This window comes from Streptomyces sp. NPDC002125, from assembly GCF_053593715.1.
On sequence record NZ_JBSFDD010000005.1, the window covers coordinates 22,383 to 49,157 of the forward strand.

24 protein-coding genes and 1 pseudogene are annotated in these 26,775 nt (G+C 70.3%); 13 read left to right on the forward strand and 12 right to left on the reverse strand.

Annotated elements, in window-relative coordinates:
• The first annotated feature begins 5 nt into the window (after positions 1 to 5).
• The 4 genes from ACWCQM_RS10345 to ACWCQM_RS10360 all read left to right on the forward strand — a co-directional run bounded on the left by ACWCQM_RS10345 (position 6) and on the right by ACWCQM_RS10360 (position 3,050).
• Positions 6 to 983, forward strand: a complete 978-nt coding sequence (locus tag ACWCQM_RS10345; RefSeq protein ID WP_073753165.1) for a ribose-phosphate diphosphokinase — start codon at positions 6 to 8, stop codon at positions 981 to 983.
• A 229-nt stretch (positions 984 to 1,212) separates the two neighbouring features.
• Positions 1,213 to 1,800, forward strand: a complete 588-nt coding sequence (locus ACWCQM_RS10350) for a 50S ribosomal protein L25/general stress protein Ctc (protein ID WP_450914869.1) — start codon at positions 1,213 to 1,215, stop codon at positions 1,798 to 1,800.
• 110 nt (positions 1,801 to 1,910) lie between these two features.
• On the forward strand, positions 1,911 to 2,504 hold the full coding sequence (pth, locus tag ACWCQM_RS10355) for an aminoacyl-tRNA hydrolase (RefSeq protein WP_450914870.1): 594 nt from the start codon (positions 1,911 to 1,913) through the stop codon (positions 2,502 to 2,504).
• Between the two features lie 75 nt (positions 2,505 to 2,579).
• Positions 2,580 to 3,050, forward strand: coding sequence for a hypothetical protein (locus ACWCQM_RS10360; RefSeq protein WP_450914871.1), 471 nt, complete (start codon positions 2,580 to 2,582; stop codon positions 3,048 to 3,050).
• Between the two features lie 50 nt (positions 3,051 to 3,100).
• Here ACWCQM_RS10360 and ppc read toward each other — a convergent pair whose 3' ends face one another.
• Positions 3,101 to 5,830: a phosphoenolpyruvate carboxylase gene (gene ppc / locus ACWCQM_RS10365; protein ID WP_450914872.1), complete on the reverse strand. Its 2,730-nt coding sequence runs from the start codon at positions 5,828 to 5,830 to the stop codon at positions 3,101 to 3,103.
• Between the two features lie 315 nt (positions 5,831 to 6,145).
• On the opposite strand from ppc, the gene ACWCQM_RS10370 reads away from it, so the two are divergent.
• The 3 genes from ACWCQM_RS10370 (at position 6,146) to ACWCQM_RS10380 (ending at position 8,520) form a co-directional block, all read left to right on the forward strand.
• On the forward strand, positions 6,146 to 7,132 hold the full coding sequence (locus tag ACWCQM_RS10370; protein ID WP_450914873.1) for an acyl-CoA desaturase: 987 nt from the start codon (positions 6,146 to 6,148) through the stop codon (positions 7,130 to 7,132).
• A complete protein-coding gene (locus ACWCQM_RS10375) occupies positions 7,129 to 7,815 on the forward strand; it encodes a TetR/AcrR family transcriptional regulator (protein WP_147963818.1) in 687 nt (228 codons plus the stop codon). The genes ACWCQM_RS10370 and ACWCQM_RS10375 overlap by 4 nt, the downstream gene beginning before the upstream one ends.
• A gap of 102 nt (positions 7,816 to 7,917) precedes the next feature.
• Positions 7,918 to 8,520 (forward strand): Uma2 family endonuclease, encoded by a 603-nt coding sequence (locus ACWCQM_RS10380; protein WP_450915262.1) that lies wholly within the window; start codon positions 7,918 to 7,920, stop codon positions 8,518 to 8,520.
• Positions 8,521 to 8,524: 4 nt separating this feature from the next.
• On the opposite strand, the gene ACWCQM_RS10385 is transcribed toward ACWCQM_RS10380, so the two are convergent.
• The gene (locus ACWCQM_RS10385) at positions 8,525 to 9,322 is read right to left on the reverse strand and encodes a trans-aconitate 2-methyltransferase (RefSeq protein ID WP_450914874.1); all 798 of its coding nucleotides are present in this window, start codon (positions 9,320 to 9,322) and stop codon (positions 8,525 to 8,527) included.
• An 88-nt stretch (positions 9,323 to 9,410) separates the two neighbouring features.
• Here ACWCQM_RS10385 and ACWCQM_RS10390 point away from each other — a divergent pair, with 88 nt between their 5' ends.
• Positions 9,411 to 9,908, forward strand: coding sequence for a MarR family winged helix-turn-helix transcriptional regulator (locus ACWCQM_RS10390; RefSeq protein WP_073753174.1), 498 nt, complete (start codon positions 9,411 to 9,413; stop codon positions 9,906 to 9,908).
• Here ACWCQM_RS10390 and ACWCQM_RS10395 read toward each other — a convergent pair.
• A complete protein-coding gene (locus tag ACWCQM_RS10395) occupies positions 9,867 to 10,661 on the reverse strand; it encodes a LuxR C-terminal-related transcriptional regulator (RefSeq protein WP_450914875.1) in 795 nt (264 codons plus the stop codon). The genes ACWCQM_RS10390 and ACWCQM_RS10395 overlap by 42 nt on opposite strands.
• 271 nt (positions 10,662 to 10,932) lie before the next feature.
• On the opposite strand from ACWCQM_RS10395, the pseudogene ACWCQM_RS10400 reads away from it, so the two are divergent.
• Positions 10,933 to 11,370, forward strand: a pseudogene (locus tag ACWCQM_RS10400) (GNAT family N-acetyltransferase); the annotation flags it as partial.
• Here ACWCQM_RS10400 and galK read toward each other — a convergent pair.
• The 3 genes from galK to galT are packed head-to-tail and all read right to left on the reverse strand — an operon-like array spanning position 11,360 to position 14,552.
• A complete protein-coding gene (galK, locus tag ACWCQM_RS10405; protein ID WP_450914876.1) occupies positions 11,360 to 12,535 on the reverse strand; it encodes a galactokinase in 1,176 nt (391 codons plus the stop codon). The pseudogene ACWCQM_RS10400 and the gene galK overlap by 11 nt on opposite strands.
• Entirely contained in the window at positions 12,532 to 13,512 is a 981-nt protein-coding gene (galE, locus tag ACWCQM_RS10410; RefSeq protein ID WP_450914877.1) for a UDP-glucose 4-epimerase GalE, read from the reverse strand. Before galE ends, galK begins: the two co-directional genes overlap by 4 nt.
• Positions 13,509 to 14,552: a galactose-1-phosphate uridylyltransferase gene (galT, locus tag ACWCQM_RS10415; RefSeq protein ID WP_450914878.1), complete on the reverse strand. Its 1,044-nt coding sequence runs from the start codon at positions 14,550 to 14,552 to the stop codon at positions 13,509 to 13,511. The genes galE and galT overlap by 4 nt, the downstream gene beginning before the upstream one ends.
• Before the next feature lie 69 nt (positions 14,553 to 14,621).
• Here galT and gcvH point away from each other — a divergent pair, with 69 nt between their 5' ends.
• A complete protein-coding gene (gcvH, locus tag ACWCQM_RS10420; RefSeq protein WP_450914879.1) occupies positions 14,622 to 14,975 on the forward strand; it encodes a glycine cleavage system protein GcvH in 354 nt (117 codons plus the stop codon).
• A 135-nt stretch (positions 14,976 to 15,110) separates the two neighbouring features.
• Here the strand turns inward: gcvH and ACWCQM_RS10425 are convergent, their stop codons facing one another.
• The 5 genes from ACWCQM_RS10425 to ACWCQM_RS10445 all read right to left on the reverse strand — a co-directional run bounded on the left by ACWCQM_RS10425 (position 15,111) and on the right by ACWCQM_RS10445 (position 23,914).
• On the reverse strand, positions 15,111 to 15,803 hold the full coding sequence (locus tag ACWCQM_RS10425) for a helix-turn-helix transcriptional regulator (protein WP_450914880.1): 693 nt from the start codon (positions 15,801 to 15,803) through the stop codon (positions 15,111 to 15,113).
• 246 nt (positions 15,804 to 16,049) lie between these two features.
• Positions 16,050 to 17,954 carry an outer membrane protein assembly factor BamB family protein gene (locus ACWCQM_RS10430; RefSeq protein WP_450914881.1) on the reverse strand — a complete coding sequence of 635 codons (1,905 nt, stop codon included), beginning with the start codon at positions 17,952 to 17,954 and terminating at the stop codon, positions 16,050 to 16,052.
• Positions 17,955 to 18,012: 58 nt separating this feature from the next.
• Complete coding sequence (locus tag ACWCQM_RS10435) at positions 18,013 to 19,854, reverse strand: outer membrane protein assembly factor BamB family protein (RefSeq protein WP_450914882.1); 1,842 nt, start codon at positions 19,852 to 19,854, stop codon at positions 18,013 to 18,015.
• Positions 19,855 to 20,191: 337 nt separating this feature from the next.
• Positions 20,192 to 21,985 carry an outer membrane protein assembly factor BamB family protein gene (locus ACWCQM_RS10440; RefSeq protein ID WP_450914883.1) on the reverse strand — a complete coding sequence of 598 codons (1,794 nt, stop codon included), beginning with the start codon at positions 21,983 to 21,985 and terminating at the stop codon, positions 20,192 to 20,194.
• Between the two features lie 111 nt (positions 21,986 to 22,096).
• The gene (locus tag ACWCQM_RS10445; RefSeq protein ID WP_450914884.1) at positions 22,097 to 23,914 is read right to left on the reverse strand and encodes an ABC-F family ATP-binding cassette domain-containing protein; all 1,818 of its coding nucleotides are present in this window, start codon (positions 23,912 to 23,914) and stop codon (positions 22,097 to 22,099) included.
• A gap of 147 nt (positions 23,915 to 24,061) precedes the next feature.
• Here ACWCQM_RS10445 and ACWCQM_RS10450 point away from each other — a divergent pair, with 147 nt between their 5' ends.
• The 3 genes from ACWCQM_RS10450 (at position 24,062) to ACWCQM_RS10460 (ending at position 25,304) form a co-directional block, all read left to right on the forward strand.
• A complete protein-coding gene (locus ACWCQM_RS10450; protein ID WP_450914885.1) occupies positions 24,062 to 24,706 on the forward strand; it encodes a lipoprotein in 645 nt (214 codons plus the stop codon).
• A gap of 89 nt (positions 24,707 to 24,795) precedes the next feature.
• Positions 24,796 to 25,047 (forward strand): type II toxin-antitoxin system Phd/YefM family antitoxin, encoded by a 252-nt coding sequence (locus tag ACWCQM_RS10455; protein WP_450914886.1) that lies wholly within the window; start codon positions 24,796 to 24,798, stop codon positions 25,045 to 25,047.
• Positions 25,044 to 25,304 carry a Txe/YoeB family addiction module toxin gene (locus ACWCQM_RS10460; RefSeq protein ID WP_450914887.1) on the forward strand — a complete coding sequence of 87 codons (261 nt, stop codon included), beginning with the start codon at positions 25,044 to 25,046 and terminating at the stop codon, positions 25,302 to 25,304. Before ACWCQM_RS10455 ends, ACWCQM_RS10460 begins: the two co-directional genes overlap by 4 nt.
• Positions 25,305 to 25,331: 27 nt before the next feature.
• Here ACWCQM_RS10460 and ACWCQM_RS10465 read toward each other — a convergent pair whose 3' ends face one another.
• A complete protein-coding gene (locus ACWCQM_RS10465; protein ID WP_450914888.1) occupies positions 25,332 to 26,645 on the reverse strand; it encodes an acyltransferase family protein in 1,314 nt (437 codons plus the stop codon).
• Positions 26,646 to 26,775 lie beyond the last annotated feature (130 nt).

The following is a 26,775-nucleotide window of genomic DNA, read 5'->3' on the forward strand; positions in this document are numbered from 1 at the left end:
GTGCTGTGACCGGGATCAAGACGACCGGCGAGAAGAAACTGATGCTCTTCTCCGGCCGCGCCCACCCCGAGCTGGCCGAGGAGGTCGCACACCAGCTGGGTGTCGGCCTCGTGCCGACGAAGGCCTTCGATTTCGCCAACGGTGAGATCTACGTCCGCTTCCAGGAGTCCGCTCGTGGCGCGGACTGCTTCCTGATCCAGAGCCACACGGCTCCGATCAACAAGTGGATCATGGAGCAGCTGATCATGCTGGACGCGCTGAAGCGTGCGTCGGCGCGGTCGGTGACGGTGATCGTGCCGTTCTACGGTTATGCCCGTCAGGACAAGAAGCACCGTGGCCGTGAGCCGATCTCGGCCCGTCTGGTGGCGGACCTGATGAAGACGGCGGGTGCGGACCGTGTCCTCACCGTCGATCTGCACACGGACCAGATCCAGGGCTTCTTCGACGGTCCGGTGGACCACCTGTTCGCGCTGCCGATCCTGGCGGACTACGTGGGTGCGAAGGTCGACCGGTCGAAGCTGACGGTGGTCTCTCCGGACGCGGGCCGGGTGCGGGTCGCGGACCGCTGGTGCGACCGTCTGGACGCGCCGCTGGCGATCGTGCACAAGCGCCGTGACAAGGACGTGCCGAATCAGGTCAGCGTCCACGAGGTCGTGGGTAACGTCGAGGGCCGGGTGTGTGTCCTGGTCGACGACATGATCGACACGGGTGGCACGATCTGCGCCGCGGCGGACGCCCTGTTCGCGCACGGTGCCGAGGACGTCATAGTGACCGCGACGCACGGTGTGCTGTCGGGTCCGGCGGCCGATCGTCTGAAGAACTCGAAGGTGAGCGAGTTCGTCTTCACGGACACGCTGCCGACGCCGGGTGAGCTGGAGATCGACAAGATCACGGTGCTCTCGATCGCTCCGACGATCGCGCGCGCGGTGCGTGAGGTGTTCGAGGACGGTTCGGTGACGAGCCTCTTCGAGGAGCAGGGTTAAACCTCGGGGCCGGGTGCTGCGGGGTGATGAGCCCCGGGTGACCGCCTTCGGGTGATCGACTTTGGGCGCGGCCTCCCCGCCGGGTAGACTCAGTGAGTTGCTCGGCGAGGGAGGCCGTTCTCATGCGTGGTCATGGGATTCGGTGGTCCGTTATCGACGCGCTCTTCGTAGCAGGCCTGTCGTGGGCCGGGTGACCATCGGTTTTTCGTCACCTTACGAGGAGTGCAGCATGGCTGAGATCAAGCTCGACGCAACGGTCCGTACGGAGTTCGGCAAGGGCGCTGCCCGTCGTACCCGTCGTGCCAACCTGGTTCCCGGTGTGGTCTACGGCCACGGTGCCGAGCCGGTTCACATCAACCTGCCGGGTCACGAGCTGCTTCTCGCGCTCCGTACCGCCAACGTCCTGATCGGTCTGGAGATCGACGGCAAGGACGCCCTGGTGATCCCGAAGGCCGTGCAGCGCAACGCCATCAAGGGCAACATCGAGCACGTCGACCTGCTGACCGTGAAGCGCGGCGAGAAGGTCAACGTCGAGATCGCGGTGCACGCCGAGGGCGACCTGGCGCCGGGTGCCAACCTGCTGGAGTACGTGCAGAACACGCTGCTCGTCGAGGCCGAGGCCACGCACATCCCCGAGTCCGTGACGGTTTCGGTCGCGGGCCTGGACGCCGGTGACTCGATCCTCGCGAAGGACATCCCGCTCCCCAAGGGTTCGGTGCTGGCGGGCGACGAGGAGGCCGTCGTGCTCCAGGTCGTGGCCGCGCAGGCCGAGGAGGCCCCGGCCGAGGGTGCCGAGACCGAGGCTGCCGAGGCCTGAGCCTCGCCCCACCTGCTTGACTGACGGGGTGGCGGTTCCCTTCCGGGGTTCCGCTGCCCCGTTTTCCTGTATCGATCTGTCTGTACGCACTGCGAGGAGACCGAGTTCTGATGTCCGAAGCCACCGACCCCTGGCTGATCGTGGGCCTCGGTAATCCCGGCCCCGACTATGCGGCGAACCGGCACAACGTGGGGTTCATGGTCGCCGATCTTCTCGCGGAGCGGATCGGGGGTTCGTTCAAGCGGGCTCAGAAGGCGCAGGCGCAGGTGCTGGAGGGGCGGGTCGGTCCGCCGGGGCCGTCGAGCCGCCGGGTGGTGCTGGTGAAGCCGATGTCGTACATGAATCTGTCGGGTGGTCCGGTGACGGCTTTGCGGGACTTCTACAAGGTGCCTACGGATCATGTGGTGGCGGTGCATGACGAGTTGGACATCGATTTCGGGATGTTGCGGCTGAAGCTGGGTGGCGGTGACAACGGGCACAACGGGCTGAAGTCGATGACGAAGGCGATGGGTCCGGATTATCACCGGGTGCGTTTCGGGATCGGCCGGCCGCCGGGGCGGATGCAGGTCGCGGATTTCGTGCTGAAGGATTTCTCGGGTGCGGAGCGCAAGGAGCTCGCGTATCTGGTGGACCGGGCGGCGGATGCGGTGGAGTCGTTGCTGGACGAGGGGCTGGAGCGGGCTCAGTCCGCGTACAACTCCTGACATTCCAGTGGGTACGTGGGTGTTTTTCGGCCACAGGTTGACCGAGGGGAGCGCTCTGCCCAAGGATCGGCGTCCATGAAGCGGAGTTCCTCGCACCGGATGCTGGCTCATGGCCGTACGTTCGCCGCGGGCTGTGTCGTGCTGTTGCTGCTGGTGGCCGGTGTGTGGGCGTCGTGGGACACGGCGCACCACGTGGTCCTGGCCAAGGGCCGTGAGCACGGCACGATGGCGGTCACGGAGTGCGGTGAGGACGCGTGTTCGGGGTCGTTCTCGCCGGACGCGGATTCGCAGGACCGGTCCGAGGTGACGATCGAGCGGTCGGTGGCGGCGCGGAAGGGCGACCGTTTCCCCGTGGTGGTGAAGCCCGGCACGGGTGATGTGGTGAGGACGGGTGTGCCGGGCTTTCTGCATGCCTGGGTGCCGCTGGGCGGGGCGTTGCTGATGGCCGCGCTGATGATCGGCGGAGGGCTGCGGCTGACGCGGACGGCGTGGGGTACGGGAACGGCGGGTGCGGTCCTGTTGATGGCGACGTTCATCGCTCTCTGACAGGTCCGCACCCGCCGTTCCTCGTCACTGGCCGGCGGTGCCGGCCTGGGTCAGCCGGTGTTGCGCAGACCCGCGGCGACGCCGTTCACGGTGAGCAGCAGGGCGCGGGCGAGCAGCGGGTCGGGCTCCTCGCCCCGTTCGGCGGCCTGGCGCTGGCGGGCGAGCAGGGAGACCTGGAGGTAGGAGATCGGGTCCAGGTAGGCGTCGCGGATGGCGAAGGTCTGCTGGAGCACCGGGTTGGTGTCGAGGAGTTCCTTGCCGCCGGTGATCTTGAGGACTTCCTGCACGGTGAGTGCGTGCTCGGCCTCGATGACGTCGAAGACGTGCTTGAGTTCGTCGGGGACGAGGGTGTCGACGTAGTGCCTGGCGATGCGCAGGTCGGTCTTGGCGAGGGTCATCTCGACGTTGGAGAGGAAGTTCTGGAAGAAGTGCCACTGTTCGTGCATTTCTTCGAGGACGGTGTCGAGTCCGGCTTCGCGCAGGGCCTTGAGGCCTGAGCCGACGCCGAACCAGCCGGGGACGATCTGGCGGGACTGGGTCCAGCCGAAGACCCAGGGGATGGCGCGGAGTCCGTCGAGGGAGACGCCGGAGCCGGGGCGGCGGGAGGGCCGCGAGCCGAGGTGGAGGTCGGCGAGCTGGTCCACGGGGGTGGAGGCGAGGAAGTACGTCGGGAGGTCGGGGTCCTCGACCAGCTTGCGGTAGGCGGCGTGGGCGGCGTCGGAGACGGTGTCCATGGCCGCGTCCCAGCGGGCGAGCGCCTCGTCGGACTGGCGGGGCGCGGTGTGCAGTGCGGAGGCCTGGAGGGTGGCCGCGACGGTCAGTTCCAGGTTCTCGCGGGCGAGGGCGGGGATGAGGTACTTGTCGGAGATGACCTCGCCCTGTTCGGTGACCTTGATCTCGCCCTCCAGGGTGCCCCAGGGCTGGGCGAGGATCGCGTCGTGCGAGGGGCCGCCGCCGCGGCCGACGGTGCCGCCGCGGCCGTGGAAGAGGCGCAGGCGTACGCCGTAGCGGTGGGCGACGTCGCGGAGGCGGCGCTGGGCGCGGTGGATCTCCCACTGGGAGGTGGTGATGCCGCCGAACTTGGAGGAGTCGGAGTAGCCGAGCATGACCTCCTGGACGTCGCCGCGCAGGGACACGAGGCGGCGGTAGGAGGGGTCGGCGAGCATCTCGTCGAGGATGACGTCGGCCGCGCGGAGTTCGTCGGTGGTTTCGAGGAGGGGGACGATGCCGATCTTGGCCCAGCCGGCGTGGAGGTCGATGAGTCCGGCTTCGCGGGCGAGGACGGCGGCGGCGAAGACGTCGTCGGCGCCCTGGCACATCGAGATGATGTAGGACTCGATGACTTCGGGGCCGAAGCGCTCGAAGGCCTGCTTGATGGTGTGGAAGACGCCGAGGGTCTTCTCGCCGGCGGCGTCGAGCGGGGCCGGGGTGGGGGCGAGGGGGCGGCGGGAGCGGAGTTCCTTGGCGAGGAGCTTCTGCCGGTAGTCGCGGGGCATGTCGGCGTAGCGCCAGGACTCCTCGCCGAGGCGGTCGAAGAGCTGGCCGAGCGTGTGGTGGTGGGCGTCGGCGTGTTCGCGGACGTCCATGGTGGCGAGCTGGAGGCCGAACGCGGTGAGCGTGCGGATGGTGCGGTCCATGCGGCCGTCGGCGAAGAGTCCGCCGCGGTGTTCGCGCAGGGAGGTCTGGATGAGGGCCAGGTCGGCGATGAGTTCGGCGGTGCCGAGGTAGTCGCAGCCGGGGCGGTGCGGGGTGCCGGAGGCGAGGCGCTCGCGGGTGTTGACGAGCTTCTGGCGGACGCAGGTGGCCTTGAGGCGGTAGGGCTCCTCGGCGTTCAGCCGCTTGTAGCGGGGGCTGATCTCGGGGAGGCGCTCCAGGTCGGTCTGGAGGGAGGTGAGGAGCTCGTCGGTGGCTCCGGTGTAGCGGATGGAGTTGGAGAGCAGTCCGCGCAGCTGGTCGACGAGTTCGAGGGCGTCGGTGATGCCGTGCTCGTGCTGGAGGATCAGCACGTCCCAGGTGACGGCGGGCGTCACGTTGGGGTTGCCGTCGCGGTCGCCGCCGATCCAGGTGCCGAAGGTGAGGGGGCGGGTGCCGGCGGGCAGTTCGACGCCGACGCGCTCCAGTTCGGCGGCCAGGTCCTCCAGGACGTCGCCCACGGCGTTGGCGTGGAGTTCGTCGAGGTAGTAGATGGCGTTGCGGGCCTCGTCGGCGGGCTCCGGGCGGACGACGCGGAGTTCGTCGGTCTGCCAGATGAGGTCGATGTTCTCGGCCAGGCGGATGTCCTGGCGTCGGCGGTCGGCCTCGATGACGGGGGTTTCGAGGAGCTCGGCGATGCGGCGGAGCTTGTTGAGCACGGAGCGGCGTGCGGCTTCGGTGGGGTGTGCGGTGAAGACGGGCCGGACGTTGAGGTTCTTGACCGTCTCGCGCAGGTGGTCGGGGTCGGCGTCCTTGAGGCGGTCGGCGGTGCGGGCGAGGAGCCCGCCTTCGGCGGCCCGGCGGTCGCGCATCTCGTGGGCGCGGTGGACCTGCTCGGTGACGTTGGCGAGGTGGAAGTAGGTGGAGAAGGCGCGGACGAGCTGCGCCGCGGTCTCCAGGTCCGTGTCGCCGAGGAGCTCGGCTGCTGCCTCGCCGTTCTCGCGGGTCAGGGCGCGGACGCGCTCGACGAGGTCGAGGAGGTCCTGGCCCTCCTGTCGTACGAGGGTCTCGCCCAGCAGGTCGCCGAGGCGGCGGATGTCGGCCCGCAGTTCGGTGCTGGCGGCGGGGGTCTGGTCGGCACTGCTCACAGTGTGCGGCTCCTTGCAGTGGTTGAGCACGTCTGTCAGGGGGGCCGGGGCGCTCGCGGTGCTGACGGGTCACCCCGGATATGCAGAGTGCGGACCGCGCTGTCCGACCCACTCAGGATAGGTGTCCTCGGGGCGGGCGTGCTCGTTGCCCTTGGGGGTAGCCGGTCGTGGTGCCGCGGGCCGGTTCCCCCAAGGGTTGCGGCGGCGCCGCTCTCGTGTCGCGGGCCTTGTCGCTGCCATACTTACGTTGCCGTAGGTTACGGATGCGTAGCCCACTCATTCCGTCATATTTCCTCACCCCACGGGGGACTCCCGATGCCCACCAGTCCCGATGTGATCGACGACGGCCTGCCGGCGGCGGCAGGCGGTCCCACCGCGCCCTCCGCCACGCTGGGGGGTGACAAGAAGCGTTCGGTCGAGCAGATCGCGCTGCTGCTGTTCATCGTGGTGCCGTTCGCTGCCCTGGTCGCGGCGGTGCCGCTGGCCTGGGGCCGTGGTGTCAGCTGGCTCGATCTGGGGCTGCTGGTCTTCATGTACTACTGGGGCTGCCACGGTGTGACGATCGGTTTCCACCGCTACTTCACCCATGGCTCCTTCAAGGCCAAGCGCCCGCTCCGCATCACCCTGGCCGTCGCGGGTTCGATGGCGGTGGAGGGTCCGCTGGTGCGGTGGGTGGCCGATCACCGCAAGCACCACCGGTTCTCCGACGCGGAGGGCGACCCGCATTCGCCGTGGCGGTTCGGCGAGAACCTGCCGGCGCTGGTGAAGGGCCTGTGGTGGGCCCACATCGGCTGGATGTTCAACGAGGAGCAAACCCCGCAGCAGAAGTACGCCCCGGACCTGGTACGGGACCCGGCGATCCGTGCGATCTCGCGTCACTTCCTCAGCTTCACGATTCTGTCGCTGGCGATCCCTCCGCTGGTCGGCGGTCTGGTCACGTGGTCGTGGTGGGGTGCCTTCACCGCGTTCTTCTGGGGTTCGCTGGTCCGTGTCGCGCTGCTGCACCACGTGACGTGGTCGATCAACTCGATCTGTCACGCGGTCGGCAAGCGGCCCTTCAAGTCGCGTGACCGGTCGGGGAACGTGTGGTGGCTCGCGGTCCTCTCGTGCGGCGAGTCCTGGCACAACCTGCACCACGCGGACCCGACGAGCGCGCGCCACGGGGTGATGAGGGGCCAGATCGATTCCAGTGCCCGGCTGATCCGCTGGTTCGAGAAGCTGGGCTGGGCGCACGACGTGCGGTGGCCCGATGCCTCGCGTATCGCCTCCCGGCGCAAGCCCGCGGCCGCCGACCCGGCATGATTGACGACGTGGCGACCGACGGAAGCACCAGCGGCGAGAAGAGCATGCCTGCCCCCACGCGACGGGCCCGGCGGGTCCGTATGACGGGTAAGGAGCGCCGGGAGCAACTTCTGGACATCGGCCGCACCCTGTTCGCCGACAAGGGGTTCGAGGGCACTTCGGTGGAGGAGATCGCGGCGCGTGCCGGGGTCTCCAAGCCGGTGGTGTACGAGCACTTCGGCGGCAAGGAGGGCCTGTACGCCGTGGTGGTCGACCGTGAGATGCGCCAGCTGCTGGACCTGGTGACGGGGGCGCTCACGGCGGGGCATCCGCGTGAGCTGCTGGAGCAGGCCGCTTTCGCGCTGCTGGACTACATCGAGACGTACACGGACGGTTTCCGGATCCTGGTGCGTGATTCGCCGGTCGCGCAGTCCACGGGCACCTTCGCGTCGCTGATCAGCGACATCGCGACGCAGGTCGAGGACATCCTGGGCCTGGAGTTCAAGGCGCGGGGCTTCGACCCGAAGCTGGCCCCGCTGTACGCCCAGGCGCTGGTCGGGATGGTCGCGCTGACCGGTCAGTGGTGGCTGGACGTGCGGAAGCCGAAGAAGGCGGAGGTCGCCGCCCATCTGGTGAATCTGGCGTGGCACGGGCTGGAGAACCTGGAGTCGAAGCCTCGGCTGATAGGCCACCGGAAGAACTGATCCGCTGCGGGCACACGCGTGATCACTCGTTGTGATGACGGAGTCGCGAACCGGACCTTACTGTGGTGGGGCAGGACCAGAATCCCGTCCATGGGAGGAACCATGACCGCCGAGCCGATCACCGGGCACAGCAGCCGCTGGCCGGTGCCCCCGCAGGACGGATACACCGTGGACGACCTGTTCACGCTGCCTGATCTCCCGCCGCACACGGAATTGCTCGACGGGAGCCTGGTCTTTGTGAGTCCGCAGCGAGATTTTCACAGCACGGTGATCGACCTTCTGATGACCGGGCTCCGCCTCAGCGCGCCGCCGGAGCTGAAGGCCCGCCGCGAGATGACTGTCGTCCTCGACCGGCGCAACGCCCCCGAGCCGGATGTCTGCGTCGTCCGGGCCGAGGCGGTGACCGGGCGGGAACTGACACGTTTCGAGGCGGCGGACGTGCTCCTCGCCGTCGAGGTCGTCTCCCCCGACTCCGAGGCCCGGGACCGTGACACGAAGCCGCAGAAGTACGCGGCGGCGGGTATCCCGAACTTCTGGCTGGTCGAGATGGCCGGCAGCGACAGGCATCCGGTGGTGCGGGTCTACGAGCTGGACCCGGTGAACAAGACGTACGCCCTGACGGGCATCCATCACGACCGGCTCAAGACCGGGGTTCCGTTCCCCGTCGACGTCGACGTCTCGGCGGAGGCACTCGACCGGCTCTGAGCGGTCATCCCGCGGTCCTGGTCACCGCGAAGATCCTGCGGAACGGGAAGACCGTGCCGTGCGGGCCCGCCGGGTAGGCGGTGCGGAGCCGGTCGCGGTATTCGGTGAGGAAGGCGTCGCGGGCCTCGGGGTCGTCCGCGAGGGCGTCGAGGAGGGGGCGCAGGCCGGTGCCCTTGACCCAGTCGAGGACGGGGTCCTCGCCCTGGAGGAGGTGCAGATAGGTGGTCTCCCAGACGTCGACGGTGCGGCCGGGCGCGGTGAGGTGTTCCAGGTAGCCGGCGGGGCTGTGCACGGCGTCGCCGTGGCGCAGGAGGCCGCCGAGGCGCGCGTGCCAGCGGGGGGAGCTTGCCAGTTCGCGCATGAGGGCGTGGCTGGGGGCGTCGAAGTTGCCGGGGACCTGGAAGGCAAGTGTGCCGCCGGGGGTGAGGGCGTCCAGCCAGCGGGGGAAGCGGCCGGTGTGGCCGGGGACCCACTGGAGCAGGGCGTTGGAGACGATCAGGTCGTACGTCTCCGAGGGCTCCCAGGTGCCGGCGTCGGCCTCGGCGAAGTCGAGGAGGGGTCCGGCGTGGGTGCGGGCGCATTCCAGCATCTGCGGTGAGTTGTCGTAGCCGGTGATGCGGGCCGCCGGCCAGCGGGCGGCGAGGAGGGCGGTGACGTTGCCCGCGCCGCAGCCGAGGTCGGCGATGCGGGGTGCGGGTTCGTGGGGCAGGGGGCCGGTCCTGGCCAGGAGGTCGTGGAAGGGGCGGGTGCGGTGGTCGGCGTGGCGGAGGTACTGGCGGGGGTCCCAGGTGGGTGCGGTCATGGGATCAGGATCATCAAGAGAATCTCTTGATGTCAAGACACTTGAATTCAAGAGACTTCATGTCGAGGGACCATCTACACTGATCGACATGGAGGACGAGGTCGACCGACTGGTCGCTGCATGGCGCCGTGAGCGCCCCGACCTCGACGTGGAACCACTCGAGGTCCTGAGCCGCGTCTCCCGCCTGGCCAGGCATCTGGACCGGGCCCGCAGGATCGCCTTCGCGGAGCACCACCTGGAGCCCTGGGAGTTCGACGTCCTGACGTCCCTGCGGCGCGCCGGAGCCCCGTACCAGCTCTCCCCCGGCCAGCTCCTGACTCAGACGCTGGTCACCTCGGGCACGATGACGAACCGCATCGACCGGCTCACCAAGAAGAATCTGGTGGAGCGGCTGCCCGACCCGAGCGACCGCCGGGGTGTCCTGGTGCGGCTGACCGACCTCGGCCGCGACAAGGCCGACCAGTCGCTGGCCGGACTGCTCGACCAGGAGCGGGCCATCCTGGGCGAGCTCTCCCACCAGCAGCGCTCCGAACTGGCCGGGCTGCTACGCCAGTTGACCGCCCCGTTCGACAACATCCCCGGTTAGCGGCGCCGGGCCCACCCCGGCCCGCCTGGCCAGCGCCACGGCGGCGAGCGTCGAGTGCACGCCCAGCTTCCCCAGCACGTTCTGCATGTGCGTCCGCACGGTGTGCGGGGAGAGGAAGAGCCGCTCCGCGACCGCCTTGCGGCCCAGGCCCGCCACCATGCAGCGCAGCACCTCCCGCTCGCGCGGGGTCAGCGACTCCACGAGCTGCTCGCTCTCGGTGCGGTGCTTGCGGGCCGCCGTCAGCTCCCGCAGGACCCCGGTCAGCAGGGCGGCCGGCAGATGCGTCTCGTCGCGCAGCACGCCCCGTATGACCGCCAGCAGCCGCTGGAGCGAGCAGTCCTTGGCGACCCAGCCCGACGCGCCGGCCTGGAGCGCCATCGCCGCCCTGCGGGGGTCGTCCCGCTCGGCCAGCACCACCGTGCGTATGTGCGGCTGGGTCGCTCGCACCCCCGTCACCAGCGAGATGCCGTCCACCGGACCGCCCGGGCCGGGCCCGCCGTCCGGTGCGGCTCGCGGCGCGGGCACCCGGACGCCGTTCGCCGCGAGGATGCCCAGCTCGGCGTCGACCAGCATCACGTCGTAACGCCGCCCCTCGGCGGACGCGCGCTCCAGACAGCGCAGCGCGGCGGGACCGCTGCCCGCCGCCGACACGTCGACGTCCGGTTCGGCCGCCAGCGCGGCGGCGAGGGACTCGGCAAAGATGCGGTGGTCGTCGACCACCAGAACCCGGATACGCGCCACAGACACCCCCATGCTGTGTGAACTCTGGGGCGCCCCCTGAATGGCCGGCCCCGGCGAGGACGGGGACCACGGCGGACACGACGCCCGGAGCACTCCGGTGAACCGCAGGCCCACGGCCGCCGCCGTGCGCCGGCCGCCACCCGCCCCGGGCGTCGTATCCGACTGTCTCGTCCCCTGAAACGACACCGGCCCCCACCGGTGCTGAGCATCAGCGTACGGAAGGCGGTGGGCAGCGGAAGGCGATTCGCGGAACTGACCAGCCGAGGTGTTTAGGGTGTTGTTCATGTTCCGTCTTGAGACAGAAGTAGACAAGGAACGTCGTATTCTGCTGGGCCGTCTGCTGCACGACGACAACCGGGACGGATCACCGCAGCTGCGCGCCCTGCACTCCACCCCGGCCGAGCACGAACTGCCGCTGGAGGTGTGGCTGCTGGACGAGGAGGGCGCGCTGGCCGGGGGGCTGAGCGGGCGGACCTGGGCGCACTGGCTCCATGTGGACCTGCTCTGGGTGGACGCCCGCCACCGCGGCCTGGGCCACGGTGCGCGGCTGCTCGCCGAGGCGGAGCGCCTCGCCCGCGACGACCGGTCCTGCACCCGGTCCCGGCTGGAGACCTGGGACTTCCAGGCCCCCGGCTTCTACCGGAACCAGGGGTACGAGGTGGTCGGCGCGGTCGAGGACTATCCGCCCGGCGTCGTGGAGTTCATCTTCGTCAAGCGGCTGGAACCAGCCGCCGGCCACCGGCCGAGGGAACGGCGGGGAAGACTCCTGGGGCGGCGTAACCGGCCGAAGTGAAGGCCTCCGTCACGGCCTTGGCGACGGTGTCCGCCGCCGCCTCCTCCACCAGGACGACCGCCGAGCCGCCGAAGCCGCCCCCGGTCATCCTCGCGCCGAGCGCCCCGGCCTCGTTCGCTGCCGAGACCACGAGGTCCAGTTCGGGGCAGGAGACGCGCAGATCGTCGCGCAGCGAGACGTGCCCCTCGTTGAGCACCGGGCCCGCGGCGCGTACGTCGCCCGCGTCGAGCAGCGCGATGACCTGCTCGACCCGGCGGTTGTCGCTCACCACATGGCGGACGTAGCGCACGACGGACTCGTCCTCGTCCGACGCCCGGAGCTTGTCCAGGGCGGCGTCCAGACCCTCGTACGGAAGGTCGCGGAGGGTGCCGATGCCGAGCGCCCTGGCACCCGCCTCACAGCCGGCCCGGCGCTCCGCGTACGCCCCGTCGCCCAGGGCGTGCTTGACCCGGGTGTCGACGACGAGCAGCTGGAGCCCGTGCGCGGCCAGGTCGAAGGGGACCTGGCGCTGGGTGAGGTCGCGGGTGTCGAGGTGCAGGGCGTGGCCCTCGGTGCAGCACGCGGAGGCCATCTGGTCCATGACGCCGCAGGGCACACCGACGAAAGCGTTCTCGGCGCGCTGGCCGAGCACCGCGATCTCCGGTGCGCTCAGGCCGAGTTCGAAGAGGTCGTTCAGCGCGAGCGCGGTGACGACCTCCAGTGCGGCCGACGAGGAGAGTCCGGCACCCACCGGGACGGTGGAGGTGAGCTGGATGTCCGCGCCGGTGACCGGGTGCCCGGCCTCGCGCAGCGCCCAGACGACCCCGGCGGGGTAGGCGGCCCAGCCGTGGCCGGAGTGCGGGGTCAGCTCGTCGACGCGGAGGGAGACGACGCCGCCCGGTACGTCGGTGGAGTGCAGCCGCAGCTGTCCGTCGGTGCGGCGGGCGACGGCCGCGCGGGCGGTGTGCGGGAGGGCGAGCGGCATGACGAAGCCGTCGTTGAAGTCGGTGTACTCACCGATCAGGTTCACTCGTCCGGGTGCTGCCCAGATCCCCTCGGGCGCGCTCCCGTAGAGCTCGGTGAAGGAGGCGGTCAGCTCGGCGTTGTCGGTCATGGTGCGGTGGGCTCCTCTCGGCGGGCGAACGTCCACGCGTCGGCGACGATGGCGGCCAGGTCGGCGCGCGACGGCTTCCAGCCGAGCCGCTCCCTGGCGGTGGCTGCGGAGGCGACGAGGACGGCCGGGTCGCCGCCGCGCCGGGGGGCCGCGGTCTCGGGGACCGGGTGGCCGGTGACCTGGCGGACGGTCTCGATGACTTCGCGTACGGAGAAGCCGTTGCCGTTGCCGAGGTTGCAGATGAGGTGTTCGCCGGCGGTGGCGTTCTCCAGGGCCAGCAGATGGGCCTCGGCGAGGTCGGCGACATGGATGTAGTCGCGTACGCAGGTGCCGTCCGGGGTCGGGTAGTCGTCGCCGTACACGGAGATCGACGCGCGCTGCCCGAGGGCGACCTGGAGGACCAGCGGGATGAGGTGGGACTCGGGGCTGTGGCGCTCGCCGCAGCTGCCGTAGGCGCCCGCGACGTTGAAGTAGCGCAGGGAGACGGCGGCCAGGCCGTGGGCGGTCGCCTCACCGGTGATCATGTGGTCCACGGCGAGCTTGGAGGCGCCGTAGGGGCTGGTGGGCGCGGTGGGGTCGGTCTCCGTGATGGGGCTGGAGACCGGCTCGCCGTAGGTCGCCGCGGTGGAGGAGAAGACCAGGGTCCGGACCCCGGCGTCGCGCATGGCGGCGAGCAGGGCGGTGGTCCCGCCGACGTTGTTGACCCAGTACTTCTCCGGGTCGACGACGGACTCGCCGACCTGGGAGTACGCCGCGAAGTGCAGCACTCCGTCGTAGGAGGCGTCCAGCCATTCGGCGGCGTCCTGGATGCGGCCCTCGATGAACTCGGCGCCCTCGGGGACGCCCTCGCGGAAGCCGGTCGACAGGTCGTCCAGGACGGTCACGGTGTGGCCGGCCTCCAGCAGGTGCGCGGCGACGACACTGCCGACGTATCCCGCGCCGCCCGTCACCAGGTACTTCTTGCCGGTGCTGCTCATTCGCTCGCTACCTCTCGCAGTCGCTGGGCCGCGGCCTCCGGCGGCACGTCGTTGATGAAGGCGCCCATGCCGGACTCGGAGCCCGCGAGGAACTTCAGCTTGCCGGACGTCCGCCTGATGGTGAAAAGCTCCAGGTGCAGTCCGAACTCCTCACGGCCGGGCACCCTGAAGGGCGCCTGGTGCCAGGCCGAGATGTACGGGGTCGGCGGCTCGCCGGGGCCGAAGATCCGGTCGAATCGCCTCAAGAGTTCCAGATAGATCTGTGGGAACTCTGTGCGGGCGTCCTGGTCGAGTTCCCGCAGGTCGGGGACGCGGCGGCGCGGGTGGAGGTGGACCTCGTAGGGCCAGTGCGCGGCGTACGGCACGAAGGCGACCCAGTGCTCGCCCTCCAGGACGACGCGGTCGCCGTCGGCGAGTTCGCGGGCGACGACGTCGTCGAAGAGGTTGCGGCCGGTGCCGGCGCGGTGGCTCTCCATCGAGCGCAGCATCTGCTCGGTGCGCGGGGTGACGAAGGGGTAACCGTAGATCTGCCCGTGCGGGTGGCCGAGGGTGACGCCGATCTCGGCGCCCCGGTTCTCGAAGCAGAAGACCTGGGCGACCTGCGGGAGTTCGGCGAGGTCGGCGGTGCGGTCGGTCCAGGCCTCCAGGACGAGTGCGGCCTGTTCCTCGGTGAGGCCGGCGAAGGACACCTCGTGGTCGGAGGTGAAGCAGACGACCTCACAGCGGCCGGAGTCCCCGGCGAGCGAGGGAAAGCGGTTCTCGAAGACGGCGACGTCGTAGCCGGAGTCGGGGATCTCGCTGAGCCTGCCCTCCCGCGAGGGGCAGAGCGGGCACTCGTCGGCCGGCGGGTGGTAGGTGCGCCCCTGCCGGTGGGAGGCGATGGCGACGGAGTCGCCGAGCAGCGGATCGCGGCGGATCTCCGAGGACGTCGAGACGGCGTCCAGGGGCCGCCGGTCGACGGCGTCGCGGACGGTGTCGTCCGCGGCGTCGTAATAGATCAGCTCACGGCCGTCGGCGAGGGTCGTAACCGTCTTCTTCACCAGGCTCCTCCATGTAACGCCCTCCAAACAGAACCGCACATAACAAACCACAAGCCAACACCACAGTCAATGGCGTCGAGCGCCGGCCCGCGGTGGCGTGGGGCGCGCTCGCAGCGGGACGGGATCAGCGATCACGCCCAGAACGCGCTGGGCGATGTGGTGTTCGTGGAGCTCACCGAAGTCGGCAAGGTGCTCGGTGCCGGCGACGCCGCAGGCGTGGTGGAGTCGGTCAAGGCCGCCACCGACATCTACTCCCCGGTGAGCGGGGAGGTCATCGCGGTCAACGAGGAGCTCTCGCACAGCCCCGAGTTGCTCAACGAGGAGCCCTACGATGCGTGGATCTTCAGGCTGAAGCCCTCCGACACGAGCCAGCTGGACAGTCTTCTGGACGCCGCCGGTTACCAGGCAGCGATCGGCGAGTGACGTGGTCGGGTGACCTGGTGTCCGGGGTGGTCACTTCCTCGTCCGGAGGAAGCTTCGCCCGGCCCGGACACCCAGGAGAGCTGACCCCTACCCGGGGAAGCCTCCGGCACGAGCGGGGGCCGGACCGTCACGCGTTCACGCGGGGCCGTCCGGCCCCTGCGGTGTTCCCGCCGCCCTGTCCAGCAGGCCGGTGCGCGCCGCGAGCGCCGCGGCCTCCAGCCGGGAGCCGACGCCGAGCTTCATCAGCACCCGCTGGACGTGGGTGCGCGCGGTGCTCGGCGCGATCCCCATCCCGGCCGCGATCAGCCGGGTGTCCTCGCCCTCGGCGACCCGCACCAGCACCTCGACCTCGCGCGGGGTGAGCATCCGCAGCAGCCGCTGCCCCTCGTCGTCCGGCTGGACCGCCGGGTGCAGGAGCTCGGCGAACGCGCCCCGCAGCAGCTGCGGGGCGATCGCGGTCTCTCCGGCGCGGGCCTTGATCATCGCCCGTTCGACGCCCTCGATGCGCTCGTCGTGGCGTACGTAACCGGCCGCACCCGCGGCGAAGGCCGCCGCGATCCCGCGCGGGCTCGGCACCGGGCCGAGCACCACCACCGCCACCTGCGGGCGTTCCCGTCCGATCCGCACGATCGGGTCGAACACGCCGGGTTCGGCGGGCGTCGCGGTGCCGAACAGACAGACCTCGGGTGCCCTGCTGACCACCAGCTCCGCGGACCCGGACGTCGGCGCGGCAGCGGCGAGCACCCTGTGCCCGCGCAGTTTCAGCGCCGAGGCGAGTGCCTCGGCGAGCAGACGGTGGTCATCGACCACCATGAGCCGCACGCCCATCGGAAAGCCCCCATGTGTGCAGCGGCGCACCGCTGCGTAACCCTAAGAACAGGCCCCCCGGCCCCTCTGACCCGGCAAGTTACACGCTTGTTCGACGCTGTGCGCCCTCTACTGGGCAGAAGCCCCCCAGAATGCCGAATTCTGCGTCATTCAGGGCTACTTGCCCGTCGCAAAACGACCGGCCCTGCCGGTCGGACGATCAACCGGCAGGGCCGTCGGTGCTCCCCGGCGAACGGGGCGTGCGGGTCAGACGGTGGTGAAGGACACCACGAGGTACTGCTTGTCGTCCAGCGAACTGGCGCTCTTGCTGGGCTCGCTGATCATCTTCTCGGAGATGAACAGCCGGCCCTTCTCGTAGATGAACTCGGAGTAGTCGATGGAGAAGCTGGTCTCCGCGTCACGCACCGCCTCCGTGTCCGGATTGACCATCAGCACGGTCTCCTTGAAGGTGGAGCCGTCGATCGAGACGATCTGGCCGCCCTTGTCGTACGGGGGCTCCTTGTACGCGATGATGTTGGAGCCGTCCATGCGCAGCGGGGTCAGCGTGTAGTCGTCGCCCGCGTCGGCCCTGCCACCGAGGAGCTTGCCGGTGGTGAGGTCGAAGGCGACGATCTCGTTGGTGTCGCCGTACTCGCCGCCGCCGTCGTGCTCCTCGGTGGGCACGTACAGCTTGTTGTTGCCGACGGCCAGGGAGTGGCACGTCTCGACCTCGGTGGAGCCGCACTCCGCCGCGTACTTGTCCGCGTCGGCGGAGATCCGGACGATGAGCTTGCCGGTGGCCGCGTCGATCGAGAAGAAGTCCGAGATGCCGCTGCCGTCACCGGCGGTGTCACCGACGTCGGCCGCGACGACGAGCGGCTTCGTGGAGACGATGCTCGCGTACTCGACACCGGCGGGCATGGTGTACGAGGAGAGCGGTGCGCCCGTGTTCGGGTCCAGCGCCTGGATGGTGAGCTGCGGTTCGTCGTAGCTTCCGCACCTGCGGACGACCGCGAGGGCCTCGCCGCCGCCGTATCCCCGGTCCGCGCAGTTGTTGGTGTCGGCCTTCGGCTTCCAGAGCTCGGCGCCGTCGGTGAGCTTGAAGGCCGCGCCGCCGCTGGTGCCGCCCGCGGCGACCGTGGTGCCGCTGAGCGTGACCTCGCTGAACCTGACGGGCTCGTCGCCGCCGGTCGTCGAGGTGACCGACTTGCTCCAGACCAGCTTGCCGGTGGCCAGGTCGAGCGCGCCGACCTGGGTGCAGGAGGGGTACTTGTCCTCCGCGGTCGGCTTGCCGTCCTCGAAGACGATGGCCGTCCTGTAGTCCTTGCTCATGTGCCGGGAGGCGGCGCAGAGCTGGCCGGTCAGCGGGATGGACCAGAGCTTGGTGCCCTTGGCGATGTCGTAACCGACGATCTCGTACACGCCGGTCTTCACGTACGCCTTGTCGGTGACCCAGGAGCCGTCGACGGTCGTGGTGTCGGTGACCTTCGGGTGCGGGAGCTGGAAGCCGACCTTGGACGCGGTGTCGGCGGGGGCCTTCTCGCTGCCGCCGCCCAGGCCTCCGCTCTCGCCGCCCTTGTTCTCGCCGTTCTCGCCGCCGGTGGTTCCGGCGGTCGACGCCTCGTCCTTCTTCCCGCTGTCGCTGCCGTTGGAGGCGTAGATGACACCGCCGCCGACGATCAGGACCACGGCGACGACCGCGGCGACGATGATCTTCGCCTGGGTGCCGAACTTCTTGGCGCCGCCCGGCTGCGGGGTGGCGTACTGCGGCTGCATCGGGGCCGTCGGATAGCCGTAGCCGTGCTGCGGGGGCATGCCGTGCTGCCCGGGGGGCGGGCCCTGCGGGAAGCCGTAGCCGGGCTGTGTGGGCGGCTGTCCGGGGGGCGGTGCCTGCGGGTAGCCGTACGCGGGGTTCTGCGGCGGCTGTCCGGGCGGCGGGGTGCCGTAGCCGCCGGCGGGCGGCGGGGTGGGGGCACCGTAACCGCCGGCCGGCGGGGGCGGCGGGCTGCCGTAGCCACCGGCGGGCGGGGTCGGCGGCGCGGCCGGGGGCTGCTTGCCGAGCGGGTCGGCTGGCGGCGGGGTGGGGGTGCCGAATCCGCCGGGCGGCGGGTCCTGGGGGGCGCCGAATCCGCCCTGGGGCGGTTCGTTGGGCGGCTGGGGCGGCTGGCTCATGGCGTACGTACCTCTGCGGAGTCTGAGAAGAAGGGGCTGCGGTTGCCGTGCTCGGCCGTCACTTGCCGAAGGCCATCATGGTCGTCTGCTCCTTCTCCTCCTCGTCGCTGCTCGCGCTGACGCGGTCGCTGACGATGAAGGAGCGGCCGCCCGCGTAGACGGTCTTCGAGGAGAAGAAGTTCTCGATCTGCGTCGTCGAGTCCGGGTGCTGGAGCACCACCTTGGGCGCGCCTCCGGTGGGCGCGATCGTCGCGATCGCCCCGCCCTTGTCGTACGAGGGCTCCAGGTAGACCAGCACGTTGCCGCCCTCCATGCGCAGCGGCTTCATGGTGCGCTCGGCGGGGGCCGCGGCCTTCCACTTGGGCTTGCCGGTGTTCAGGTCGAAGGCGATGACCTTGTTGGTGCGGCCGGTGCCGCTGGTGTCGTCCTCGGTCATCATGTAGAAGGTGTTGGCGTCGGCGGCGAGGCCGGTGCAGCCTTCGAGCTGCTGGCCGAAGATCGCGAAGTCGTGGCCGCAGTCGACGGAGAACTTGTCCTCCTTGTCACCGACCAGCTGCGAACGGAGCGTTCCGTTCTCCCTGAGCGCGAGGATCGACCACTTCTTCTCCTCGGACTGGGTCAGCGAGACGACGAGCGGGCTGACCGAGTAGACCTTGTCGATCTCCCAGCCCCGCTTCGGCTTGTACGTCCACTTGGGCTTCCCGGTGGTCGGGTCGACCTCCTGGACCTGGTGCTGCGGGTTGTTCACGTCGTCCGTACGGCAGCTGGACGCGGCGATCAGCTTGGGCCCGCCGGCGAAGGCGAACGGCTGGCAGTTGCCCGAGGGCTTGCCGAACAGCTCCTTGCCGTCGCTGACCCGGTAGGCGTTGGAGTTGCTGGTGCGGCCCACGGTCACGGTGTCACCGCTGATCGCGAGGCCGATGTCCGAGAGCAGGTCCCAGGTGCCGTTCTTCGTGACCGACTTCTTCCAGCCGGCCTTGCCGGTGTTCAGGTCGATCATCTGGAGGTCGGCGCAGTCGGCCTTGTCCGTGGTGCCGTTCTTCACGCCGATGACGATCTTGCCGTCGGCGGTGGCCGTCGCGGGTGCCGCGCACATGTCGGCGGGCAGCGCGAGATCCCACTTCTTCTTGCCGTCGGCCACCGAATAGCCGGAGACCGAGCGGTACATGCCCTTGACCAGGGTGTCCCCGACGATCCAGGGGCCGTACACGTCCGCGCCGTTGCGCGGCAGGTCGACGTCGTTCGTCGTCAGCCAGAGGACCTTGGCCTCGCCCGCCTTGCGGCCCGCGTTGAGGTCGTCCTCGGTCTCGCGGCCGTCGCCCTTGCCGTCGCCCTGGTCGACGGTGGGCGTACCGGTCGGCTCGGGGGCGCCGCTGCTCGTCTTCGCGACGGGCTTCTTCGGGTCGTCCCCGCCGCTCGTGGCGAGGTAGACGCCGCCGCCCACGACGAGGAGCGCGGCCAGGGCCGCGCCGATGACGACGGCGGGCTTGCCCTTGAAGGGGCCGCCGCCGGGGGCGGTCGGTGCGCCGGGGTACTGCTGCTGCGGATAGCCGTGACCGCCGGGCGGCTGCTGCCCGTAGGGGCCGGGCTGCTGGCCGTACGGACCGGGCTGCTGGGCGTACGGACCCGACGGGGCGCCGTAGGGGCCGGGCTGCTGGGCGTACGGACCGGGGGCGGCCTGGGGCTGGCCGGGTGCCTGCGGGTAGCCGTAGCCGGGCTGCGCGCCGGGGGCCTGCGGATAGCCGTAGCCCGGCTGCGCGGGCGGCGGCGTCTGCGGGGGCGTGGGCGGCATCTGCGGCGGAGCCGCCGGAGGTGTCGGCGGCTGCTGGGGAGTGGCCTGAGGGTCCTGCGGAGCCCCGAAGCCCCCCTGCGGCGGTTGCTGGCTGGGCGGCTGGGTCATCAGCACGTCCCCCTTCGTGCGGTCCGGTGCCCGGTTCGGTCTCCCCCGCGATTCCGCTGGGCTCAGAGGATCGGATACGAGAAATCTCTGAATTCCCCCCGGAAAGGAGCGAATCGGGCATGGCTTCCGCGGCGTCACGACAGTCGAGCGGGGCTTCTTTGTACCACCCGCACCACGGAGGGCACCGGATCGGTCCATCCCCTGTTCCCAAGGGAGAACCGGCCCGTGATGCCCTCGTTACGCGCCTGCCGGGGCCACGGAGGCGCCCTTTCGGCCGACACTCCGTCAACTGCTGCCGCCGGGAGTTCCTTTCACAGAATCTCCCCGGTACGGCCCGCTATTCGCCGAAGACCAGCACGGCGGTCGAGGCCATCTCCTCCTCGTCCTTGTCCGCGCTGATGCGCTGCGGGAGGAGGTAGGAACGGCCGTCCCGGTAGACGACCTTCGGCAGGTACAGCGAACTCTCGGTCTCGGCGGCCGACGCGGGGTGCTTCAGCACTGTCGCGAACGTTCCGGAGGACGGGTCGAGCGTGCCGATCGCGCCGGGCGTGCGGTACTCGGCCTGCACATGGACCACGACCTTCCCCGGGTCCATGCGCAGCGGCATCATGATCTGCCCCTCGGGCGCCGGAGCCTTCCAGGCCGACGTGCCGGTGGCGAGGTCGAAGGCGACGACCTTGTTGGTCAGCCTCTTCTCGGCACCGCCGGGCAGGGGCAGGGTCGCGAGGTAGAACCTGCCGGCGTCGGCCGCGACTCCCGCGCAGCCGTCCAGGTTGCCGCCCATGTCGACGGATTCCTCGCCGCACCGCACGGCGTACTCCTCGTCGCCGCCGGCCATCTGCGAACGGTAGGTCCCGTCGTCGCCGAGGACGAGGACGGCCCACTTCTCCGGCTGCTTGATGGAGACGACGAGCGGGCTCACGGAGTAGACGTGCGCGACGGACCAGCCGGCCTTCAGCTCGTACGTCCATTTCGGCGCCCCGGTCACCGGGTCGACCTCCTGGACCTGCTGGCGGACCGGATCGGCGGGCTGCGCCTGGCAGCTGACGGCCGCGATCATCCGGGCGCCACCGGTGAACGCGTAGGGCTGGCAGACGCCTTCGCGCTTGCCGAACAGCTCCTTGCCGTCGCTGACGCGGAAGGCGTTCGACGCGGTGTTGCGCCCGAAGGTGACGGTGTTCCCGCTGATCGACATGGCGACGTGCGAGAGGCCGTCCGTGAGGTCGGAGCGGTTGACGGTCTTCTTCCACCCGGCCTTGCCGGTGCGCAGGTCGATCATCTGGAGGACGGAGCAGGACGCCTCCGACTCCGAGACGTTGTCCTCGATGCCGACGACGACCTTGCCGTCGGCGGTGGGGGCGGTGGGGGCGGCGCAGATGTCGGTGGGCAGCCGCAGGCTCCACCGCTCGGCCCCGTCGGCCACCGCGTAGCCGGTCACCTTGCGGTACATGCCCTTGGCGATGATGTCCCCGGCGAACCAGGGGCCGTGCGTCTCCTCCCCGTACTGCGGGAGGTCGACGCCGCTCTCCTGGAGCCACGCCACCTTGGCCTCGCCCGGCTTGCGGCCCGCGTTGAGCTCGGCGGCGGTCGGCTTGGCGAAGCTCTCCTTCTCCTTGGAGGTGGGCGAGCCGGTCGGCTTCTTCCCGTTCTTCCCGTCGCCGCTGGGGCCGGCGACGGGCTTCTTCGTCCCGCCCCCGTCGTCGCCGGTGGCCAGCCAGATCCCGCCGGCGGCCAGCAGCACGGCGAGCACGGCGCCGATGACCACGCCGGTCCTGCCCTTGAAGCGGCCACCGCCGCCGGGGCCGCCCGCTGCGGGGGCCGGGACGGTCGGGGGCTGCGGCGGATAGCCGTACCCGGACTGCTGGGGGTACGGGCCGGGCTGCGGCGGCTGGGTGTAAGGACCGGGCTGCTGCTGACCGTAGGGGCCGGGCTGCTGCGGCTGGGTGTACGGGCCGGGCTGCTGCGGGTACTGGCCGGGCTGCTGCCCGTACGGCCCCGGCTGCTGGGTGTACGGCCCCGGCTGCTGCGGCGGGTAGCCGTATCCGGGCTCCGGCGGAGGGGTCCCCTGCGGTGGGTCGTACGGAGCCCCGAAGCCTCCCTGCGGCGGTTGCTGGCCGGGCGGCTGGGTCATCAGCACGTCCCCCTTCGTGCGAATCGCGTACGGTGCCCGGAACGGGCAGGGGTTCTTTGTACCACCCACGCACCACCCGTCCCACGGGCACCGGCGATCACATCGGGGAGATCAGGCGTCCTCGGCCAGTTCCAGCCAGCGCATCTCCAGCACATCGCGTTCCGCGACCAGTTCACGCAGTTCGGCGTCGAGTGCGGCGACCTTCTCGAAGTCCGTGGCGTTGTCGGCGATCTGCGCGTGCAGTGCCGTCTCCCTGGTCGACATCTTGTCGAGCTGCCGCTCGACCTTCTGCAGCTCCTTCTTCGCGGCACGCGCCGCCTGCGGCGAAACGGCCTCGGCGGGAGCCTGCTTGGGCGCGGAGGAGCCCGCGGCGGAGGCCGGCGCCGCCGTCTCCTCCATGCGCTGCCTGCGCTCGATGTACTCGTCGATTCCGCGCGGCAGCATGCGCAGCGCCCGGTCGCCGAGGAGGGCCATCACCTTGTCCGTGGTCCGCTCGATGAAGAACCGGTCGTGGGAGATCACGATCATCGATCCGGGCCAGCCGTCGAGGAGGTCCTCCAGCTGGGTCAGGGTCTCGATGTCCAGGTCGTTGGTGGGCTCGTCGAGGAAGAGGACGTTGGGCTCGTCCATCAGCAGGCGCAGGATCTGGAGCCGCCTGCGCTCACCACCGGACAGGTCACCGACCGGCGTCCACTGCTTCTCCTTGGCGAAGCCGAACTGCTCGCAGAGCTGCCCGGCCGTCATCTCCCGGCCCTTGCCCAGGTCGACGCGGTCGCGCACCTGCTGGACGGCTTCGAGCACGCGCAGGTTCTTGTCGAGCTCGGCGACCTCCTGGGAGAGGTAGGCGAGCTTGACCGTCTTGCCGACGACGATCTTCCCCTCGGCGGGCTGTACGTCGCCCTGGCTGCGGGAGGCCTCGGCGAGGGCCCGCAGCAGCGAGGTCTTGCCCGCGCCGTTGACGCCGACCAGGCCGATGCGGTCGCCCGGACCGAGCTGCCAGGTGAGGTGGGTGAGCAGGGTCTTGGGCCCGGCCTGGACGGTCACGTCCTCCAGGTCGAAGACGGTCTTGCCGAGGCGGGCGTTGGCGAACTTCATGAGCTCGCTGGTGTCGCGCGGGGGCGGCACATCGGCGATCAGCTCGTTGGCCGCCTCGATGCGGTAGCGCGGCTTGGACGTACGGGCGGGTGCACCGCGCCGCAGCCAGGCCAGCTCCTTGCGCATCAGGTTCTGCCGCTTGGACTCCTCGGTGGCGGCGATCCGCTCCCGCTCGGCCCGCGCGAACACGTAGTCGCTGTAGCCGCCCTCGTACTCGTGGACGGCGCCCCGCTGGACGTCCCACATGCGGGTGCAGACCTGGTCCAGGAACCACCGGTCGTGGGTGACGCAGACGAGCGCCGAGCGCCGGGCCCGCAGGTGTCCGGCGAGCCAGGAGATGCCCTCGACGTCGAGGTGGTTGGTCGGCTCGTCGAGCACGATCAGGTCCTGCTCGGCGATGAGCAGCTTCGCCAGGGCGATCCGGCGGCGCTCGCCACCGGAGAGCGGGGCGATCACGGTGTCGAGGCCGTGCTCGAAGCCGGGGAGGGCGAGGCCGCCGAAGAGCCCGGTCAGCACATCGCGGATCTTGGCGCTGCCGGCCCACTCGTGGTCCTCGAGATCGCCGATCACCTCGTGCCGGATGGTGGCCTTCGGGTCCAGCGAATCGTGCTGGGTGAGGACACCGAGGCGCAGCCCGCCGTTGTGGGTGACCCGGCCGGTGTCGGCCTCCTCCAGCTTGGCCAGCATCCGGATGAGCGTCGTCTTGCCGTCGCCGTTGCGGCCGACGACGCCGATCCGGTCGCCCTCGGACACCCCGAGGGATACACCGTCGAGCAGGGCACGGGTGCCGTACACCTTGCTGACCTGCTCGACATTGACCAGATTGACGGCCATTTCACTCCTGCCTCGGGGATCCCTGCGTCGGGGACCGCTCGACGTCCCAGAGTAGTCGCCGCGCGGGGTGCGATAGCGTGCGGCGATCGATCATGGGGAGTAACCCCAGGTCGGAGCGGTTCGGAACATCTCTGGGGTGGGGACTTCATGATGCTTCACGCGATACGGGCACTGATTCCGGCGGTCCTGGCGACGGCGGTGCTGGCCGGCTGTTCGTCTTCCGGCGGTGGCACGGCGCCGGACGACGGCAAGAACGGCGACAGCGCGCCCGCGAGGGCCGGCGAGAGCACCGGGCCCGAGAAGGGCACCCCGCTCGGTGGCGCCGGGTCGGCGTGCGAGCTCCCCGTGACCTTCGACGTGGCGGCGGACTGGAAGCCCGCGTCCGTGGAGGTGGACCCAGGCTCCGATCTCGCGGCACTGGGACAGCAGGGCTCGGCCACGATGGTCTGCGAGATCGACGCCAAACCGGCCGGGAACATCGGCTACATCCGGGTCTGGCAGGGCAAGGGCGCCTCCACCACCCCTCGGGCGGCGCTGGAGGACTTCGTGGCCGGCGACCCGAACGCGTCGAAGGCCGCGTACGAGGAGACCGAGGCGGGGACGGTACCGGCCGCCGAGGTCAGGTACACGGTGAGCGGCGAGCTGCTGGACGAGCCGAAGACCGAGCGCGCCTTCGCGGTCGCCACTCCCCGGGGTCCGGTCGTGGTGCACCTGGGCGGGCTGGACTCCCAGGAGCACGAGGAGATGCTCCCGGCGTACGAGCTGGCGAGGCAGACCCTGAAGCTGGGCTGACGCCGCCGGCGCACTCGTTGCCGCCTAACGGAATCCCACGTACGCTATCCCGTACGTACAGGATTCCGTACGTCCATGAGGAGGCTGCTGTGCGGACGATGACCTATACCGAATCTCGCGCCAAATACGCCGAGACCCTGAGCTCCGTGGTCAACGACCGCGAAGAGGTCATAGTGACGCGCGCCGGCCATGAGCCCGTGGTGATCGTCGCACTCGACGAGTACGAGTCCATGAAGGAGACGGCCTATCTGTACCGCAGTCCCGAGAACGCGCGTCGCGTTCTGGCGGCGATCGATGATCTTGAAAACGGCGGCGGCACTGTACGGGAGCTCATCGAATGAAGCTGGTCTGGCACGAATCCGCATGGGTGGACTACGTGTGGTGGCAGACCCAGGACCGGAAGGTCCTCAAGCGGATCAATGCCTTGCTCCAGGACATCGACCGCAACGGAAACGAAGGCATCGGCAAGCCGGAGCCTCTCCGGCATGACTTCCACGGGTACTGGTCGCGTCGGATCAGCGACGAGCACCGACTCATCTACCGCGTGATCGAGGACGAAGTACGCATCGTCTCGTGCCGTTACCACTACGGTCGCTGACCACTTCCGCAAACACCACCCCGCCGTTCACCGCCCGGCGCGTTCGACGAGCAGCCAGCCGCCCAGGGCCATCGCCACGGCCGCCGGGGCGCTGATGTGGAAGGCGATCAGCAGCGCGGTGTGCCCTTCCAGGAGTCCCGCGTATCCGACCATCGACAGGCCCAGCACGCCGAGCAGGGCGAGGGTCACGCCGATCGCCGAGACGGCACCCGCGCCGATCGCCGCCCGGCCGGGGGCGACGCGGACGGGCCGCTCGAACGTACGGAAGGCGGCGACCAGGGCGGCGGTGAGCGCGGCGGCGGCCACGATCCGCAGGGGGACCTGTGCCCACCAGGTGGCGGTGGCCGGCTCGGGGAGCGGGAGGCCGAGGCCGAGCATCGCTCCGTAGACGCCGAGCATCGCGGTGAGGTGCCAGAGGAAGGCGGTCATCGCGACGCCGTTGGCGGCCACGACGGCGCGCCAGACGCGGGGCCGGGCGACCAGCCGCGCACCGGGGGCGCGCAGCAGCTCGACCGCCCCGACGAGCCAGAGGCCGTGGCCGAGGAGGGCGAGCGTGGGCGGAGCCATGTTGCTGATCCTCTCGCCGGGCATGCCGACCATGGACAGCGGATAGGGGCCGAGGGCCACCAGCGTGACGGCGGCGGCGAGCCCGGCACCGGCGAGGAGCGCGGGCCTGCGGATGCGGCCGTCGGCGCGCAGGAATCCGAGCTGGTGCACCGCGAGCCAGACGAAGGCGAAGTTGAGGAACTCGACGTGGGGGACGCCCGCGGCGAAGCGCAGGAGGTCGACCGCAGCGGCGGCTCCCGCGAGCGCGGCGAACGCGCCCCAGCCGTAGCGGTCGTGGAACTTCAGCAGGGCCGGGGTGAAGGCGACCATCGCCAGATAGATCCCGATGAACCAGAGGGGCTGGGTCACCAGCCGCAGCGTCACTCCGGTCAGTCCGCCGCCACCGCCCAGGAGTTGGACAAGGAGCGCGGCGGCGCCCCACACGAGGACGAACACCATGGTCGGCCGCAGGAGCCGTTGCAGCCGGGCCCGCAGGAACGACGGGTAGACGGAGTCCGTGGAGCCCTCCGGCCGCCTGCGGAGCAGGGAGCGGTAGGACAGCGCGTGGGAGAAGCCGCCGACGAAGAAGAACACCGGCATGATCTGGAGGCCCCAGGTCAGCAGTTGCAGCTCCGGCACGACGGCGAGGAGGTTGCCGACCCCGTCACCGGTGACGGCGGCCATCAGCCAGTGGCCGAGGACGACCGTGCCGAGCGAGCCTACGCGCAGCAGATCGATGTAGCGGTCGCGGGTGGCGGGTGTGGCCTCGGCCAGTTCCCGAACGTGTGATCCCATGCGACCACGGTCGCGCCGGGGCCCCCGGGGGCGGCAGCGCGACCGTACTCAATTCCCGTCTGAGTACCGGCAGTCGGACGACGGCGTACCGGCTGCGGAACGGCGTACCGGTGTCGAGCGGCGGTCTACC